Annotated in this window: 16 protein-coding genes; 4 read left to right on the top strand and 12 right to left on the bottom strand. The window is 57.1% G+C overall.

Annotation, left to right across the window (positions count from 1 at the left end):
• Positions 1–41 precede the first annotated feature (41 nt).
• The gene (locus L370_RS05425; protein WP_023335500.1) at positions 42–2,204 is read left to right on the top strand and encodes a bifunctional diguanylate cyclase/phosphodiesterase; all 2,163 of its coding nucleotides are present in this window, start codon (positions 42–44) and stop codon (positions 2,202–2,204) included.
• Position 2,205: 1 nt separating this feature from the next.
• Here the strand turns inward: L370_RS05425 and L370_RS05420 are convergent, their stop codons facing one another.
• The 7 genes from L370_RS05420 to L370_RS05400 form a co-directional block, all read right to left on the bottom strand.
• Complete coding sequence (locus tag L370_RS05420; RefSeq protein WP_023335501.1) at positions 2,206–3,027, bottom strand: trypsin-like serine peptidase; 822 nt, start codon at positions 3,025–3,027, stop codon at positions 2,206–2,208.
• A 280-nt stretch (positions 3,028–3,307) separates the two neighbouring features.
• Entirely contained in the window at positions 3,308–3,721 is a 414-nt protein-coding gene (gene asr, locus L370_RS0122095) for an acid resistance repetitive basic protein Asr (protein WP_032651095.1), read from the bottom strand.
• 228 nt (positions 3,722–3,949) lie between these two features.
• A complete protein-coding gene (locus L370_RS05415) occupies positions 3,950–5,437 on the bottom strand; it encodes a carboxypeptidase M32 (protein WP_023335503.1) in 1,488 nt (495 codons plus the stop codon).
• Positions 5,438–5,538: 101 nt separating this feature from the next.
• Positions 5,539–5,883 carry a DUF1493 family protein gene (locus L370_RS05410; RefSeq protein ID WP_155858044.1) on the bottom strand — a complete coding sequence of 115 codons (345 nt, stop codon included), beginning with the start codon at positions 5,881–5,883 and terminating at the stop codon, positions 5,539–5,541.
• Entirely contained in the window at positions 5,868–6,317 is a 450-nt protein-coding gene (locus L370_RS23570; protein WP_032666599.1) for an STM2901 family protein, read from the bottom strand. The genes L370_RS05410 and L370_RS23570 overlap by 16 nt, the downstream gene beginning before the upstream one ends.
• Before the next feature lie 13 nt (positions 6,318–6,330).
• The gene (locus L370_RS05405) at positions 6,331–6,813 is read right to left on the bottom strand and encodes an Hcp family type VI secretion system effector (protein ID WP_023335505.1); all 483 of its coding nucleotides are present in this window, start codon (positions 6,811–6,813) and stop codon (positions 6,331–6,333) included.
• 173 nt (positions 6,814–6,986) lie between these two features.
• Entirely contained in the window at positions 6,987–8,240 is a 1,254-nt protein-coding gene (locus L370_RS05400; RefSeq protein WP_023335506.1) for an MFS transporter, read from the bottom strand.
• A gap of 121 nt (positions 8,241–8,361) precedes the next feature.
• Between L370_RS05400 and L370_RS05395 the strand changes: the two genes are divergently transcribed.
• From L370_RS05395 to bioD, 3 genes are all read left to right on the top strand, one after another.
• Positions 8,362–9,267 (top strand): LysR family transcriptional regulator, encoded by a 906-nt coding sequence (locus tag L370_RS05395; protein ID WP_023335507.1) that lies wholly within the window; start codon positions 8,362–8,364, stop codon positions 9,265–9,267.
• Positions 9,268–9,388: 121 nt separating this feature from the next.
• Positions 9,389–10,609 (top strand): sugar metabolism global transcriptional regulator Mlc, encoded by a 1,221-nt coding sequence (mlc, locus tag L370_RS05390; RefSeq protein WP_023335508.1) that lies wholly within the window; start codon positions 9,389–9,391, stop codon positions 10,607–10,609.
• A gap of 130 nt (positions 10,610–10,739) precedes the next feature.
• Positions 10,740–11,435: a dethiobiotin synthase gene (gene bioD / locus L370_RS05385; RefSeq protein ID WP_023335509.1), complete on the top strand. Its 696-nt coding sequence runs from the start codon at positions 10,740–10,742 to the stop codon at positions 11,433–11,435.
• On the opposite strand, the gene clcB is transcribed toward bioD, so the two are convergent.
• From clcB to osmY, 5 genes are all read right to left on the bottom strand, one after another.
• Positions 11,370–12,680, bottom strand: a complete 1,311-nt coding sequence (gene clcB / locus L370_RS05380) for a voltage-gated ClC-type chloride channel ClcB (RefSeq protein WP_023335510.1) — start codon at positions 12,678–12,680, stop codon at positions 11,370–11,372. The two genes, bioD and clcB, sit on opposite strands and share 66 nt — an antisense overlap.
• 102 nt (positions 12,681–12,782) lie before the next feature.
• On the bottom strand, positions 12,783–13,931 hold the full coding sequence (gene osmV, locus L370_RS05375) for an osmoprotectant ABC transporter ATP-binding protein OsmV (protein ID WP_023335511.1): 1,149 nt from the start codon (positions 13,929–13,931) through the stop codon (positions 12,783–12,785).
• Positions 13,931–14,578, bottom strand: coding sequence for an osmoprotectant ABC transporter permease OsmW (osmW, locus tag L370_RS05370; RefSeq protein WP_006808875.1), 648 nt, complete (start codon positions 14,576–14,578; stop codon positions 13,931–13,933). The genes osmV and osmW overlap by 1 nt, the downstream gene beginning before the upstream one ends.
• 8 nt (positions 14,579–14,586) lie before the next feature.
• A complete protein-coding gene (osmX, locus tag L370_RS05365; protein ID WP_023335512.1) occupies positions 14,587–15,486 on the bottom strand; it encodes an osmoprotectant ABC transporter substrate-binding protein OsmX in 900 nt (299 codons plus the stop codon).
• An 18-nt stretch (positions 15,487–15,504) separates the two neighbouring features.
• Positions 15,505–16,215: an osmoprotectant ABC transporter permease OsmY gene (osmY, locus tag L370_RS05360; RefSeq protein ID WP_023335513.1), complete on the bottom strand. Its 711-nt coding sequence runs from the start codon at positions 16,213–16,215 to the stop codon at positions 15,505–15,507.
• Positions 16,216–16,319 lie beyond the last annotated feature (104 nt).

Below are 16,319 nucleotides of genomic sequence, written 5' to 3' on the forward strand. Positions count from 1 at the left end.
TGTATTACGCTTAGAAAAGCAAAACATGAAGAGGATGGCTGATGTATCGCACATTAAGCTGGCGCAATATTCCCAATGCGAGAACGTTGTTTGCCATGGTTTTCATGGCGGGGATCGGCTTAATCATCTCCATCGTCGCACTGCTCTATCTTTCCCTGCATCTTATCAGCTCCAAAACCAACGAAATTGATGAACATCGCACGGTGCTTTCCGTGCAGGGAGCTATTCAGACCTCGGTTAACCGCGTCTCCTCTCTGGTGCTTGATAACGCCGTCTGGGACGATGCGGTGCGGGAGGCCTACCGTCCCACGCTCGATACCGACTGGCTGTACAACACATGGGGAGCCGGCTTTAAAATCAATAACCTCTATGACGGCACCTTCGTGCTGGATGAGCATTTCAACGTTCTCTGGGGATCGTTTCAAAGCCGGCCCTTTAACGAAAAAAACCTCGACTTCTTTGGCAAAGGCCTCAAAGCGCTTATCGACCAGCACGGGCGCGCGCTCGCGGGTGAAAAAAATATCTATGCGGGGATCAGCCAGACGCGCACCGGCGTGGCCTTTGTCGGCATTGGGCTGATTCGCCCGATGGTCGGCAGGCTACAGGTTCACGACGGAACGCGTCGCTATCTGGTCATTACCCGCCATCTTAACGCCAGAATCCTGTCCGACCTGGGCGGCACCTTTCAGATCGATAACCTCAACTTTACCCCAGGCAAAATTAACGAGCGCAGCATGCCGCTGCACAGTGCCGCAGGGGAGTTAGTCGGATTTCTGAACTGGCAGGCGCGGCTTCCGGGCGCACAGGCCGCCCGGGCGGCATCTTCTGATATCCGGCAGATTGTGGTGCTGGCGTCGGCGCTGATCCTGCTTTTCATTCTTGTGAGCAGCGTGGGGCTGTACAAACTCGCGCGCGGTGAAAGCCAGGCGCGTCTGGTTGCAAGAACGGACTGGCTAAGCCATTTGCCTAACCGGCGTGCGCTCATCGAGGCGCTGGATCGGGTGCGTTTACGCGGCGATACCGACGTCAAAAGCGTGGTGTTTATCGATCTCGATGGTTTTAAGGATGTGAATGATATTTACGGCCACAGCGTGGGGGACGATCTCATCGTGGCGATAGCGAAAACGCTGAATGAACGCGTGCCGCCTGGCGGGATGCTGGCGCGCATGGGCGGGGATGAGTTCGCCATGACCATTGGCGGTGATGATGCAGAGGGGCAGGCTACCGCCTTTGCCGTTTCCGTGCTGGATTTTCTCACCACTCCGGTTCAGCTGGGGGAACGCACAATCCATATCGGTGCCAGCATCGGTATCGCCAGCGGAACCCTGACTGAATGCAACAGCTCGGAACTGTTTCGCCGCGCCGATATTGCCATGTATCACGCCAAAATGAGCGGGAAAGGGCGTATCACCCACTACGACGCGGAGCTGAACAGCGTCCGGGAACGCAAGCTGGCAATTGAAAATCAAATTCGTGACGGTCTGGAGCGCGATGAGTTTGAGGTCTGGTATCAGCCAATTATTGACGCCCGCAGCCAGACAATGAGCAGCGTCGAAGCGCTGGTCCGCTGGCCGCGTCGCCCGGAGGGGCCGCTTGGCCCGGATACCTTTATCGCCATTGCGGAGACCAGCGGTCTGATTTACAAACTGGGCCAGTTTGTGCTGCGGCGGGCCTGTGAGGATCTGCAGCCGTACGGTGAATTAAAGCTTTCCGTGAATATCTCGCCCGCGCAATTTCGCGATCCTGCCTTCGAAGAAAAAGTGGCCAGCGTGCTGGAGAGCACCCATTTCCCGGCCCACCGGCTGCAGCTTGAGGTCACGGAGAGCTATGTGCTGGAAAATCCGGAGCGTGCCCGCATGGCGATAACCAATCTTAAAGCGTTGGGCACCGCGGTGGCGCTGGATGACTTTGGTACCGGCTATTCCAGCATTGGCTATCTGAGGCGTTTTAACTTCGACACCATCAAGATCGATAAATCCCTGGCCGGGCTGGTGGACCACGATGAACAGGCGGCAGCGCTGGTGAGCGGCACGGTGCGGATCGCCAATGCGCTGGGCATGGCGGTGGTGGCAGAAGGGGTGGAAACCGAGAAACAAATGAAACTGCTGCGGCTGGCTGGCTGCGATCAACTGCAGGGTTTTTGGTTCAGCCAGCCGATGCCGATTGAGTCAATCAGAGCGTTACGTAAGGTGAGACGCTGCTGATTTACTGCTGCGCCAGCGCTTCCAGCTGGTCGCGGAAACCGGTAACGGACAAGGCCCGGTTATCGGCGCGCCACCGGTCTTTTGCCGCCGGGGCAGAGCTCTGGACTCCGATCAGCTGCCAGCCGTTTTCCGTTTTCAGCATCAGCGGTGAACCGCTGTCGCCCGGCAACGTATCGCACTGATGCGAAAGCACGCTGTTTTGCGCCCAGCCCGTCACAATACAGTCGGTATGTGTATAAAGCGTATCAAGATGATCGACAGGATAACCTGACTGCGTCACCTTTCGATCGGCGGCTTTCAGCGCGGCGGTGAGTGCGGCTTTGTCGCCGTCAAATAACGGCAGCGGCGTAATGCCTGAAGGAGGGTAGCGTAAAACAATGAGGCCAAAATCCCATGAGGCGGCCGCCGGTGGCACTATCCAGCCGTCGCCATCCGGTTTCAGGCGTTTGCCCAGAGACGGATCGACCCGGCCTTCAATACCGTGTATTTCATAGCGCCATGCCCCTTTTTGCGACACAAACCGCAAGGCAACCGCTTTATCCGGCTTGCCGTTTGGCGGTGTTAACAGGCAGTGGCCTGCCGTCAGGGCTAGTTGTGGGGTGATCAACGTCGCAGTACATAAGTTACCGCTGGCGGTTTCCAGTTGACCTATTGCATCCCAGGGGGCCTGGGTGGGATCGGCGACGCGCGTACGATCGTCATGACCGAAAAAAAGCGTCTTTAGCTCTTTCGCGCTAATGGTGTCATCACCGCCATCATCCGCATGTGAGAATCCAGAAAAAAGAACAAACGTTCCCAGTAACAACACAACAGATTTACGCATATCACACTCTGGTGGGGGTAATTATGATTATTAAAAGTGAACCCTATGAAAATACTATAGACGGGACAGCGCTAAAGTGGGAGTAAAATCAGCGTGCTACAATCAGGAAAGATAAAAATGGCTTGCGATGAGCGCGCATAAAATAAGCAGGATCAGAATCAGCTCAAACCGATAGCGTCGCAGCATACGCCCTCCGGATAAAAAAAAACGGCGCGGAACCTGTTCCGGTTCAGCGCCGGTTTACCAACGTGCCCCGAAGGGCACGGTTAAGCTTGTACTCTTACGCAGCTGGCTGTGCAGCTGGTTTAGCAGCTTCGTGTTTTACTGCTTTTTTGTGATGCTTTTTAGCAGCCTGAGCTTTCTGCTCTACAGCCGGTTTAGCGGCTTTTTTGTGGTGATGCTTTTTAGCAGCCTGAGCTTTCTGCTCTACAGCCGGTTTAGCGGCTTTCTTGTGGTGGTGCTTTTTAGCGGCCTGCGCTTTCTGCTCGGTTGGTGCTGCGGTGGCTGGTGCAGCGGCTTCTTTTTTCGCTGCAGCTTTGTGGTGTTTCTTATGGTGAACCGCTTTTGCTGGCGCAGCGGTGGTGGTTGCAGCAGGCGCGGCAGCCGGTGCAGCAGTTGCGGTAGTGTCAGCAGCAAATGCAGCAGAAGACAGACCCATAGCAGCGGCAACAACCAGAGCTAATACTTTATTCATTCTCATACCCTCGAATTTGGTTTTTCATTTAACCCCACTGCGGGGCCGTTGAAATAACTATATCCCTGTAAATTCGAGGTTTCCGTGAGTGATTGGTATCGGCGTGTAACCATATGTACATTGCCGGGGTTCTGCACGGACGACCCCCTCTCCCTTGAGGGAGAGGGCTGGGGTGAGGGGGAACATACGGCTCTTTTACTTGAGCTCCCTCACCCCCGGCCAAACAGATTACAAATAGCGCGAGGTCAGATGTTCGCGGAAGTAGCGGATATTCAGATCTTCACCCGTCGCCTGGGTAATTAACTGCGACGTGCTGAAGCGGCTGCCGTGCTGCCAGATGTTCTGACGTAGCCACTCAAAGAGAGCGGAAAAATCGCCCTCAGCGATGGAGGCCTGCAGACCCGGAAGCGCCGTTTTGGCCGCATGGAACAGCTGCGCGGCGTACATGGCGCCAAGCGTATAAGACGGGAAGTAACCAAAACCGCCGTCGGTCCAGTGGATATCCTGCATACAGCCGTTGCGGTAGTTGTCTTTGGTGGATAACCCGAGCCAGGCCTGCATTTTCTCATCCCACAGAGCGGGAATATCGTCCACCTCGATCTCGCCGTTGATCAGCGCACGCTCAATCTCATAGCGCAGCACCACGTGTGCCGGGTAGCTCACTTCGTCCGCATCGACGCGGATATAGCCAGGCTTCACGCGCTGGTTCCAGGCAATAAAGTTCTCTTCACTGAATGCCGCCTGGCTGCCAAAGCGGGCGTGCACGGCAGGGAGAAGTTGTTTGAGGAAGGCTTCACTGCGCCCCAGCTGCATTTCAAAGAACAGGCTCTGTGATTCATGGATCGCGGTTGAACGGGCCAGGGCAATCGGCTGTCCTGCCCACGCGCGCGGCAGGTTTTGTTCGTAGCGGGCGTGTCCGGTTTCGTGGATCACGCCAAACAGCGCGCTGAGCAGTTCATCTTCGTCATAGCGCGTGGTGATGCGCACGTCCTCCGGGACGCCGCCGCAGAACGGGTGCGCACTGACGTCCAGGCGACCGCCGTTAAAATCGAAGCCCAGCATCTTCATGGCTTCCAGGCCCAGCTCACGCTGTGTTGCCGTCGGGAAGGGACCCTGCGGAGGAATAAACGACCGTTGAGCCTGTTTTTCCACCACGTTTGCCAGCAGGTCCGGTAGCCAGGACTTCATATCGCCGAAAAGGACGTCCAGACGCGCGCTGGTCATATCGGGTTCAAAAATGTCCAGCAGCGCGTCGTACGGCGTACAGCCTTTGGCTTCGGCCCGCAGGCGAGCCTCTTCGCGGCTGAGTTTGACCACCTCTTTCAGGTTGGCGGAGAAACCCTGCCAGTCGTTGGCGGGGCGCTGAGTACGCCAGGCGTGTTCACACCTGCTGCCCGCGAGGGATTTGGCTTCCACCAGCGATTCCGGCAGCAGGGTGGCCTGCTGGTAGTGGCGCGTCATTTCGCGCAGGTTGGCCTGTTCGACGTCATTGAGTTCTTCACCTGCCGCAGCGGTCAGCCATTCGCCTACCTTTTTATCGGTCAGGATCTGGTGCTGCAGGACGCTCATCTCCGCCAGCGCCTCACCGCGCGCGGCGCTGCCGCCTGGCGGCATCATGGTGAACATGTCCCAACTGGCGATGGAGGAGAGGTGCGAGAAGCGGGAGAGGCGCTGGAAGGTGCGGGTGAGTTGTTGATAAGCTGATGCTTTTTCCATTGTTGTTCTTCCTTATCGTTTTGGGAGTGTTCAGGAAGTGTAACGTGATTCAGGAGGGAGTAGTGCACTTTTGATGTAAGGGGCGCGAAGCCCCTTACTAGTCAGTCGTAGAGCCACTTACCTGCTTTTGCGGACTCTGTAAACATTCTTACGGTCAACGGGATGCGGGTTGCTTCAACGTCTTCCCGCTTCAGCTTAAACCAGCGATCTAACAATGGGGTATTCTGCCAGGGAAAATAACGAGACCAGTTCACACCAGACAAATCGACGTTGAACTCTTTTTCGTACCGGTTTAATGCGTCATGCAGGTCATCGCCCGGTGTATCGAATAAATCAGAATCCAGTTCCAGAGGAACTTCTTTCCAGTCGTTATCCAGATAACCAGGAATTTCATCCCGAAACATAAATAACACGTCGTCTACGATGCTCATTAGAATGATGTCCACGCTATGCGGTCTTTTGGGCGTGCAATCAAATTGTATTTCTCTTGCGTACGCGTTGAAACTCGATGAAGAGTCATTGCAAGCGAGGCCCATCCTGGCCAGGGGATGTAGCGACCAATTACCGCTGCGAGTTTGTTAGTGGGCTGCATTCTGACTCCAACGGGAGTAGGAATTTTAATCCCGAAAGGGAGACGTGCGTCCCGTAAAATTATTCGCGCGTACTTTGAAACAACGCTTGTCCCCAGGATTGCGCCTTTAGGTTTAGCCCGAGTACCTAGCCATGGTTGTCCGCCCAAAATAGCCGCACCTGAAACGGCATCTATCCCCAACTCCATACAGAATTCTTCCAGAAAGATGATCTCAAGTAACTCACCCGGAGTGACGTTTGAATGGCCTCTGTAGAAGTAGGTTCCGTTAATCTCTTCCGTAGTATCCATACCAGTACCCCAGTTACGCTGTCGCCCGTTCATTCCATGCGTCAGAGAAAATGATATTGCCGTCGTTATGTTTCCACGTAATTTTCTCATAGCGCAATTCAACCGTTTCGAGTTGGTTGTTATTATTGTCGCCCGGTGCGGCCATTGCAGGTGATACCGAAACAATCCGCACGCCTTCCAGAAGAATATTGAAGTACTCTGCTTCAAGACCTGCGTCATTAATCTTATAGAACTTGAGTTCGGCTTTTTGCAGAGCCTGACCTGTCGCGACCGCTTTATAGAGATAGGGTGATGAGTAATCGAATTCCTTTACGATCATCATTGGAGAGTGAATGCGTTTACCTGTAGGTTTGCCCGTCAGGTTATCGGTCGGAGTCGAAAGATTATGGTGAAATCCTTTGAACTCAATGCTGCATTCCCTGTGCTGAACATCACAACCGCCTTTAATCAGTGCACCACCATCATCGAACAACCACATATTACCTGGAATCGCCATTTTAAAATCCCTCTTAACTAAGGATGGAATCAACGAGACTACAGAGAGAATGAGGGGTGATAAATGCACGTAATGGCTATAATGCATTGATTATACTTAATTTTAAATTAAGCATAATTAAGCTGAGAAACGTTCCCCCGCACGATTACGCTCATACGGGGGATAGCGTATATTTATTTCAAACGCTGATGCAGGTTTCCCCCCACCAGCAGCGCCGCGCACAGCATCAGCGCGATAAACCCGCCCACGCCGTTCCAGCCGTAGTTATGCCAGAACACGCCGCCGAGGGTCCCGGCGATGCTGGAGCCCAGGTAATAGCTAAACAGATACAGCGACGATGCCTGACCTTTGGCGCGACGCGCGCGCGGGCCAATCCAGCTGCTGGCGACCGAATGTGCGGCGAAGAACCCCGCGGAGAAGAGCAGCATTCCGGCAAAAATCAGCCACAGGGAGGAGAAGAGCGTCAGCAGCAGGCCGACCAGCATTACCGCCGTGAAGAACAGCATCACCGGGCCGCGTCCATAGCGCGCGGTCATCGCCCCGGCCTTCGGCGAGCTCCACGTTCCGGTCAAATAAGCAACCGAGAGTAAACCGACAATCGCCTGGCTCAGGTGCCACGGCGAGAGCATCAGGCGATAGCCAATATAGTTAAACAGCGTGACGAACGAGCCCATCAGCAGGAAGCCGACCAGAAACAGGCGCGGCAGCCCTTTGTCACGCCAGTGCAGGCGGAAGTTGATAAACAGCGTTTTTGGGCGTAAAGAGGTCGGGCGGAAATGGCGCGATTCCGGCAGGATTTTCCAGAACATCAGGGCTGATGCCAGCGCAAAACACCCGATGACCGCCAGCGCAATACGCCAGCTAAAGAAGTCCGTAAACACCCCGCTCAGCAGGCGTCCGCTCATTCCGCCAATCGAGTTCCCGCTGATGTAAAGCCCCATAGAAAAAGCAACAAAGCTCGGATGGATCTCCTCGCTGAGGTAGGTCATCCCGACCGCCGCCACGCCGCTGAGCGATAGCCCAATCAGCGCACGCATCACCAGAATGCCGTGCCAGCTGGTCATCATCGTCGAGAGCAACGTGCAGACAGACGCCAGCATCAGCGCGGTCACCATCACCTGTTTACGGCCTATGGCATCCGAGAGCGGGCCGGTGAAGAGCAAGCCAACCGCCAGCATCCCGGTTGAAATTGAAAGTGAAATACTGCTGCTGGCAGGCGATACGCCAAACTCATGAGAGAGAACGGGCAGGATCGGCTGAACGCAATAGAGCAGGGCGAAGGTTGCCAGACCGGCGGAAAAGAGCGCCAGCGTAACGCGCATAAATTGGGGGGTACCACGTTTAATGAATTGAACCGGCTGCGATGCTGCAGGTAAATCATTGATATCGCTTGCCGGATCGATATCAATGGTAGTTGTACGACTCACACAGTTTCCTTGCTTAAACATCCCCGTGATTTCTGGTGACGGGTATGACCACATGTTCAGGGTAGGAAAATGTAAATATTCTGTCTAATATATTAATAATCTCAAATGATACTTTAAAAATATGAATATCGAGCTGCGTCATCTTCGCTACTTTGTCGCCGTCGCCGAGGAGCTGCATTTTGGCCGCGCGGCGGCACGGCTGAATATCTCTCAGCCCCCGTTAAGCCAGCAGATTCAGATCCTGGAGCAGCAGGTTGGGGCGCGCCTTCTGGCCCGCACTAACCGCAGCGTGAGCCTGACGGCGGCGGGTAAGCAGTTCCTGATCGACAGCCGACAAATTCTGAGTATGGTCGATGACGCCGCCGCCCGGGCAGAACGGCTCTATCTCGGGGAAGCCGGAGAACTAAGAATCGGGTTTACCTCGTCCGCGCCGTTTATCAGCGCCGTCTCGGAAACCCTTTCGTCATTTCGTCGTCACTTTCCGGATGTTCATATTCAGACGCGCGAAATCAACACCCGCGAGCAGATTGCGCCGCTGAACGAAGGTTCGCTGGATCTGGGCCTGATGCGTAACACCCAACTGCCGGACACGCTGGCCTGGGAGGTGATCCTGCGCGAGCCGCTGATGGCCATGATCCCACACGATCACCCGCTGGCGTCGCGTCCGACGGTTTCGCTGGCAGAGCTGGCAAAAGAGCCGTTTGTCTTTTTTGACCCGCAGGTCGGAACGGGTCTGTATGACGATATCCTGGGACTGATGCGCCGCTACGATCTTGCCCCGGTCATCACCCAGGAAGTCGGGGAGGCAATGACCATTATCGGCCTGGTCGCGGCCGGGCTTGGCGTGTCTATTCTCCCGGCCTCCTTTAAGCGGGTACAGTTGCGCGAAATGCGCTGGGTGACCATCGCCGAAGAGGATGCCGTTTCAGAGATGTGGCTGGTCTGGTCAAAACATCGTGAACAGAGTCACGCCGCGCAGCGCTTCAAACAGCAGCTTATTACCGCGTCAGCAGGTCGATATTTATAGGGAAAAGTGGGCGAAAATGTGCGGTAAATCACATGGCTAAGTAAATATTTGACGACAGCCATGCAAGTGCTTCACCATAGCCCACAGTTTATTTCGAAGCTCGAAAATAAGGGAGTACGAGGTGGTTGCTGATAGTCAGCCAGGGCATATCGATCAGATTAAGCAGACCAACGCCGGCGCGGTGTACCGCCTGATTGATCAGCTTGGTCCGGTTTCGCGTATCGATCTTTCGCGCCTGGCACAGCTGGCACCCGCCAGTATCACCAAGATTGTCCGCGAGATGCTGGAAGCGCACCTGGTTCAGGAGACGGAAATTCAGGAGCCGGGCAGCCGTGGGCGTCCGGCCGTTGGGCTGGTTGTCGAGACGGAAGCCTGGCACTATCTTTCTCTGCGCATCAGCCGCGGGGAGATTTTCCTTGCGCTGCGCGATCTGAGCAGCAAGCTGGTGGTGGAAGACCGGCTTGAGCTGCCTCTCAACGCGAAGGAACCGCTCCTCGATGCGATTGTCTCGCACATCGATCGCTTCTTTATTCGCCATCAGCAGCGGCTTGAACGCTTAACGGCGATTGCCATCACCCTGCCGGGCATTATTGATACCGAAAATGGTATTGTCCACCGCATGCCGTTTTACGACGATGTCAAAGAGATGCCGCTGGGCGAGGTGCTGAAAAACCATACCGGCGTGCCGGTCTATATTCAGCATGACATCAGCGCCTGGACGATGGCGGAGGCGCTGTTTGGCGCGTCGCGCGGCGCGCGGGATGTGATTCAGGTGGTCATCGACCATAACGTCGGGGCGGGCGTGATCACCGACGGACGTCTTCTCCACGCCGGAAGCAGCAGCCTGGTGGAAATTGGCCACACCCAGGTCGACCCGTACGGCAAGCGCTGCTACTGCGGGAACCACGGCTGTCTGGAGACCATTGCCAGCGTGGAAAGCGTGCTGGAACTGGCGCAGGTCCGGCTCAGCCAGTCCATGAGCTCCTCGCTGCATGGACAACCCTTAACGGTGGATTCTCTCTGTGCCGCCGCGCGCGAGGGCGATCTGCTGGCGAAGGACATTATTACCGGGGTGGGGAATAACGTTGGCCGTATTCTGGCCATTATGGTGAACCTCTTCAACCCGCAAAAAATCCTCATTGGCTCACCGCTGAGCCAGGCGGCGGAGATCCTTTTCCCGGCGATCTCGGCCTGTATCCATCAGCAGTCGCTTCCCGCCTACAGCAAAAATATTGCGGTAGAGAGCACCCAGTTTTCCAACCAGGGTACGATGGCTGGCGCGGCGCTGGTCAAAGACGCCATGTATAACGGCTCGCTGTTGATCCGCCTGTTACAGGGTTAACTCTTTTCCTCAGATGTAAGAAAAATTGCGCTATCTCAAGCCGGGTAGCGCACGCATCCCGTAGACTTCCTCCACTGAATTATTTACCTGGTTTATATTTTCGAAGCATACCCAAGAGGTGGAGTGAGTCATGCTTAAGCGTTTCTTTGTTACTGGTACAGATACCTCTGTCGGCAAGACCGTCGTATCCCGCGCATTGCTGCAGGCGCTGGCAGCAAGCGGTAAACGCGTGGCAGGGTACAAACCGGTCGCAAAAGGCAGTAAAGAGACGCCAGAGGGATTGCGTAATAAAGACGCCCTGGTGCTGCAAAGCGTCTCGTCACTGGAACTGCCTTATCACGCGGTCAATCCTATTGCGTTAAGCGAAGAGGAGAGCAGCGTAGCGCACAGCGGCCTGATTAATTATCCCCTGTTGTCCGACGGCCTGGCGAACCTGAGTGCGAAGGTCGATCACGTGGTGGTTGAAGGGACGGGCGGCTGGCGCAGCCTGATGAATGACCTGCGTCCGCTGTCTGAATGGGTCGTGCAGGAGCAGCTTCCGGTGGTGATGGTGGTGGGTATCCAGGAAGGGTGCATCAACCACGCGCTGCTGACGGCGCAGGCGATCGCCAATGACGGCCTGCCGCTGGTTGGCTGGGTGGCAAACCGCATTAACCCTGGCCTGGCGCACTACGCGGAGATCATCGACGTGCTGAGCACCAAGCTGCCCGGACCGCTGGTGGGCGAGCTTCCTTATTTGCCACGCGCCGAGCAGCGCGAGCTAGCGCAGTACGTCGATCTCTCTGCCCTCGGTGGCGTGTTGACCGTAGATCGAGTCGTGGCGTAACGTCCGCGACAATACGGACGCCACCACGCAGGCGACCAGCAGGCCGGGCAGCAAAAAATACTGCCCGGTCATTTCACAGACCATCAGTGCCGACATAATGGGCGCATGCGTGGTCGCGGCAAGTAGCGTTGCCATCCCTGCCAGCCCCAGCAGAATCGCCGTTTCAGACCCCGGTAGCCACAGCGCGAACAGCTGCGCAAACAGCATTCCTGTTGCCATGCCGACAAACAGCGTCGGCGTAAACACCCCGCCCGGCGCGCCCGAACCGCTGCTCGCCAGTACCGCCAGTAATTTACAGACAAACACGCCGGCAATCACCGACAGCAGCGGCGGGGCGAGAAGAAAAGCCTGAACCACGCTGTAGCCATTCCCCCACACCTTCGGCGTCAGGAGGGACAGCAGCCCGACGATCGCACCGCCCAGCGCTAATTGCCACGGCGGCGAAAGCTTGAGGCGCAGGAAGAGACCGTGGCTGAACGCCATCAGCCACATCAGCAGCGGTCCGCAGAGACCTGCCACCAGCCCCATCGCGACCAGCAGGGCATAATCGGCTGCGGTGAGGATGCCGCTCAGATGGACCGCGTAGAGCGTACCGGCGCCCGGTGCCAGAAGCTGCGTGGTGAGAAGCGCCACCACCGCCGCGATAACCACGGGGCCGAGCGAGGCCAGCATCAGCGTGCCAAACAGAATCTCAGCAATAAACAGGCTTCCGGCTAAGGGCGCATGGTAGGCGCTGGCCATCCCGGCGGCGGCACCGCAGGCTATCCATAATTTCCATTCGGATTTGGGCGTAAAACGCCGGGCGAAAAAGGAGGCAGCGAGGGCGGCAAGCAGGATCATCGCCCCTTCACGCCCGATGGCGCTTCCGCTGGCAACGACCAACAGCGATGCAGCGGACTTCACAAGGCTGGCGCCGTAGTCAAACTGGCCGTCATCGGTCTCCAGTGCTTCCATATAATCGGTAGGGGCGTGAGGCCGTTGCGCGGTCAGGCGCTGCCATCCCCAGAGCAGCAGCCCGGCAGCCAGCCCGCCCAGCGCTGGCGTCAGCGCGCGCCGCCAGGGCGAGAGCGACGCTGCGGCATTCACCAGGCTGCCGCTGTCGTTGCTGAGAAACAGCCACTCCAGCAGGTACATGCTGTGGCGGAACACCGCAACGGCTAGCGCGGCCAGCACGCCGGTGACGGTGGCAATCAGCAGGCGACGAAACATTGCGCGGATGTCGGGGTAGGTATGAAGACGTTGCATGAGTCGCGATTAAACGGGGACGATACGATATTGTGGCGGCAAATCGCGGGGTTAGCAAAAGGTATGCGTGCGAAAAAGCCGGGCGATGCCCGGCCAGAAAGGTTAGCTGTCGCTATGAATATTCAGCGCCCGGCGCGTGCGTCCGGAGCTCAGGTACTCGGCAATATAGTCCTGTGAAATCTCGCCGTTGTAGCGACCGTCCTCATCCACGATCGGCATCCAGCTGGTATTGCTCTCATACAGGCGTGAAAGCACCACGCGCAGGTTGTCTTCCGCTTTGCCGGTCATGCGGAATGGATGCAGGATGTCGGCGCAGGTACCGCTCGCGTTTCGCGCTTCGCGACGCTTCACAAAGCCCAGCGGCCTGCCGTCCTCGTCAACCACGGTAATGGCGCGAATATCATTATCATCCATGGTCGCAAAGGCGTCGGGAAGCGGCGTAGAGCCCCGCACCGTAATGGTTGGCTGCTGGTCGGTGACGTCGCCCGCCGATACCAGCAGCAGACGCTTCAGGGTGCGGTCCTGGCCGACAAACGAGCCGACAAACTCATTCGCCGGTTTGGCGAGCAGTTCATCCGGGCTGGCGCACTGCACGATTTTCCCCTGACGGAACACCGCAATACGGTCGCCGAGCTTCAGGGCTTCGTCGATATCGTGGCTCACCAGCATGACGGTTTTTTTCAGCTTGCGCTGCATCTCCAGGAACTGGTTCTGGATCACCTCGCGGTTGATCGGGTCCACCGCGCCGAAGGGTTCATCCATCAGCAGTACCGGAGGATCCGCCGCCAGGGCGCGGATCACGCCGATACGCTGCTGCTGGCCGCCGGACATCTCGCGCGGGTAACGATTCAGGAACTTATGCGGGTCCATCGCCACCATATCCATCAATTCTTCAGCGCGGGTTTTGCAGCGCGCTTTATCCCAGCCCAGCATGCGCGGTACGACGGTAATGTTCTCTTCGATGGTCATGTTCGGGAACAGGCCAATCTGCTGGATCACGTAGCCGATGTTGCGGCGCAGGGTGACGGTGTCCATCCCGCTGGTGTCTTCACCGTTAATCAGGATCGTCCCGCTGCTTGGGGTAATGAGGCGGTTAATCATCTTCAGCGTGGTGGTTTTCCCGCAGCCGGACGGGCCGAGCAGGACGCACATTTCCCCTTCGGGCACGTTCAGGTTGACGTTATCGACGGCCTTAAAGGTCTGGCCGTGCTTCTGTGAAAATTGTTTGGTGAGGTTTTCCAGTTTTATCATTATCGAATCCCCTTTGGAGTCAGAACCACCTGCAGACGGTGCAGCAGCCAGTCGAGCACAATCGCTAAAAGACAAATCATCAGCGCGCCGGCAATCAACATGCGAATATCGCTTCCGCCGATGCCGTTGAGCAGCAGCAGGCCCAGACCGCCCGCGCCGATCACGGCGGCAATCGCCATCACGCCGATGTTCATCACCACGGCAGTGCGGATACCGCCGAAAATCACCGGCAGCGCCATCGGGATCTCAACCCAGCGCAGGCGCTGCCAGAAGGTCATGCCGATGCCGCGCCCGGCTTCGCGCAGTCCCGGCGGCAGGCTGTCGAGCGCGGTATGGGTGTTACGCACAATCGGCAGCAGCGAGTAGAGAAACACCGCCGTAATGGCGGGCAGGGCGCCGATACCCTGACCGATCAGCGAAAACAGCGGGATCATCAGGCCAAACAGCGCGATGGACGGAATGGTCAGCACGATGGTGGCTATCCCCAGCACCGGCGTTGCCAGCCACTTGTGGCGGACAATCAGAATGCCCAGCGGTACGCCGATGATGATGGCTAAACCCACGGCCAGCGCCACCAGCCACAGGTGCTGAAGCGTCAGTGTTAAAAGGTAATCCCAGTTGTCCAGAATGTAGTGAATCGTCTCCATAGCGCCTCCTACAGCAGCTGTTTGCTACGCAGGAAATCGCGGGCGACCTGCTGCGGTGACTGATGGTCGATATCCACCTTCTTGTTCAGCTCGGTGATAACGTCATTGTTGAGCTGGGCCGAGAGGGTGTTGAGCGCCTCTTCCAGACCGGGGTTGGCCTCCAGCGTGTCCTTACGCACCACCGGCGTCACCGCGTAGCTTGGGAAGAAGCCTTTATCGTCTTCCAGCACCTTGAGGTCGAAGCCTTTCACGCGACCGTCGGTGGTGTAAATCAGACCGGCGTCAACGAAGCCATCGCGCACCGCGTTATAGACCAGACCGGGGTCCATCTGACGGATTTGCGGGCGGTCCAGATCCATCTTGTAGGCCGCCTGAAGCGGCTTCATGCCGTCGCTGCGCCCGGCAAACTCCAGGTCTAAGCCCAGCAGCCAGTTTTTGTCCGGGTTGGTTTTACGGACCTGCTCAATCTTCGCCACCATCTCCGACATGGTGTTGATATGTTCCGCCTCGGCGCGCTTGCGCTGCATGGCGAAAGCGTAGGTGTTGTTCATGTCAGCGGGCTTGAGCCAGACCAGACCGTGCTTGGCGTCCAGGCGCTTCACCGTCTCGTAAGACTCCTGCGGCGACATGCGCTTGTTGATGTGGTTAAAGATGATCAGCGACGTGCCGGTGTACTCCCAGGTCATGTCAATCTGCTTGTTGATCATCGCGTTGCGGGAGATCACCGTGGCGATATTGGTTTTTGGCTGGACCTGAAAACCTTTCTTTTGCAGGTACTGTACGGTCATCGCCGAGAGAATATGCTGCTCGGTAAAGCTCTTGGTCGCCAGAATCAGCGGGGCCGCCATCGCCTGGCTGGTGAACAGCGCCGCGGCACACAGCGCCGTCAGGCCGGAAAACAGTCTCATAAAAGCTCCTTGTTATTGTTATCGAGCGAGATGGGGACTCATCACGCGACCCAGCGCCGCCAGCAGGGTATCGAGGATCAGGGCGAACAGGGCGGTGGCCGCCGCGCCGAGGATCAGGGTCGGGAAATCGTTCAGATAAATGCCTGGGAAAATCAGCTCGCCGTAGCTGCTGGCGCCAATCAGGAACGCCAGCGGCGCGGTGCCGACGTTAATGGCGGTGGCGATGCGGATCCCCGAGAGCATGACTGGCCAGGCGGCAGGCAGCTCAACCTGACGCAGACGCTGCCATTTGGTCATCCCGATGCCGTTTGCCGCTTCCAGCAACGACGGCGGGACGGAGCACAGCCCGGCGTAGGTGTTACGCACTATCGGCAGCAGCGAGGCGAGGAACAGGGCGATGATGGCGGGCGTATCGCCAATGCCAATCACCACCATCGCCAGCGCCAGAACGGCCAGCGGCGGCAGGGTGTTGCCAACGTTGAAGATTTGCATCACGTATTCGGCGATACCCCGCGCGGCCGGGCGACTCAGCAGAATACCGGCTGGAATACCCACCAGCAGGGCAAAAAACATCGACGAGAAAACCAGAATCATATGCTGTTGCCCGAGATAGACCAGGTCAACCTGGCGCGCCCTGATCGTTTCCAGCCCAATGCCCCAAACGAGGAGGGCGAGGACCACGATAATGGCGCCGACAAACAGCAGCGAACGTTTGAGTAATGGGTGCATTGCGATGTGTCTCCCTGTGCGCATGCGTTATAGCAACCACCGGTTGCCTGTTGTTATGCCATGTTTCGGCAGGGGTATTTCACCTATAGCAAGCGTTTGGGAAG

The organism is Enterobacter sp. MGH 24 (assembly GCF_000493015.1).
Lineage (GTDB): Bacteria > Pseudomonadota > Gammaproteobacteria > Enterobacterales > Enterobacteriaceae > Enterobacter.

Bases quoted from the DNA above. Each gene is read 5' to 3' on its own strand.
- L370_RS05425 (WP_023335500.1), top strand. From the start codon at position 42: ATGTATCGCACATTAAGCTGGCGCAATATTCCCAATGCGAGAACGTTG.
- L370_RS05420 (WP_023335501.1), bottom strand. From the start codon at position 3,027: ATGCGTAAATCTGTTGTGTTGTTACTGGGAACGTTTGTTCTTTTTTCT.
- asr (WP_032651095.1), bottom strand. From the start codon at position 3,721: ATGAATAAAGTATTAGCTCTGGTTGTTGCCGCTGCTATGGGTCTGTCT.
- L370_RS05415 (WP_023335503.1), bottom strand. From the start codon at position 5,437: ATGGAAAAAGCATCAGCTTATCAACAACTCACCCGCACCTTCCAGCGC.
- L370_RS23570 (WP_032666599.1), bottom strand. From the start codon at position 6,317: ATGGATACTACGGAAGAGATTAACGGAACCTACTTCTACAGAGGCCAT.
- L370_RS05405 (WP_023335505.1), bottom strand. From the start codon at position 6,813: ATGGCGATTCCAGGTAATATGTGGTTGTTCGATGATGGTGGTGCACTG.
- L370_RS05395 (WP_023335507.1), top strand. From the start codon at position 8,362: ATGAATATCGAGCTGCGTCATCTTCGCTACTTTGTCGCCGTCGCCGAG.
- bioD (WP_023335509.1), top strand. From the start codon at position 10,740: ATGCTTAAGCGTTTCTTTGTTACTGGTACAGATACCTCTGTCGGCAAG.
- clcB (WP_023335510.1), bottom strand. From the start codon at position 12,680: ATGCAACGTCTTCATACCTACCCCGACATCCGCGCAATGTTTCGTCGC.
- osmV (WP_023335511.1), bottom strand. From the start codon at position 13,931: ATGATAAAACTGGAAAACCTCACCAAACAATTTTCACAGAAGCACGGC.
- osmW (WP_006808875.1), bottom strand. From the start codon at position 14,578: ATGGAGACGATTCACTACATTCTGGACAACTGGGATTACCTTTTAACA.
- osmX (WP_023335512.1), bottom strand. From the start codon at position 15,486: ATGAGACTGTTTTCCGGCCTGACGGCGCTGTGTGCCGCGGCGCTGTTC.
- osmY (WP_023335513.1), bottom strand. From the start codon at position 16,215: ATGCACCCATTACTCAAACGTTCGCTGCTGTTTGTCGGCGCCATTATC.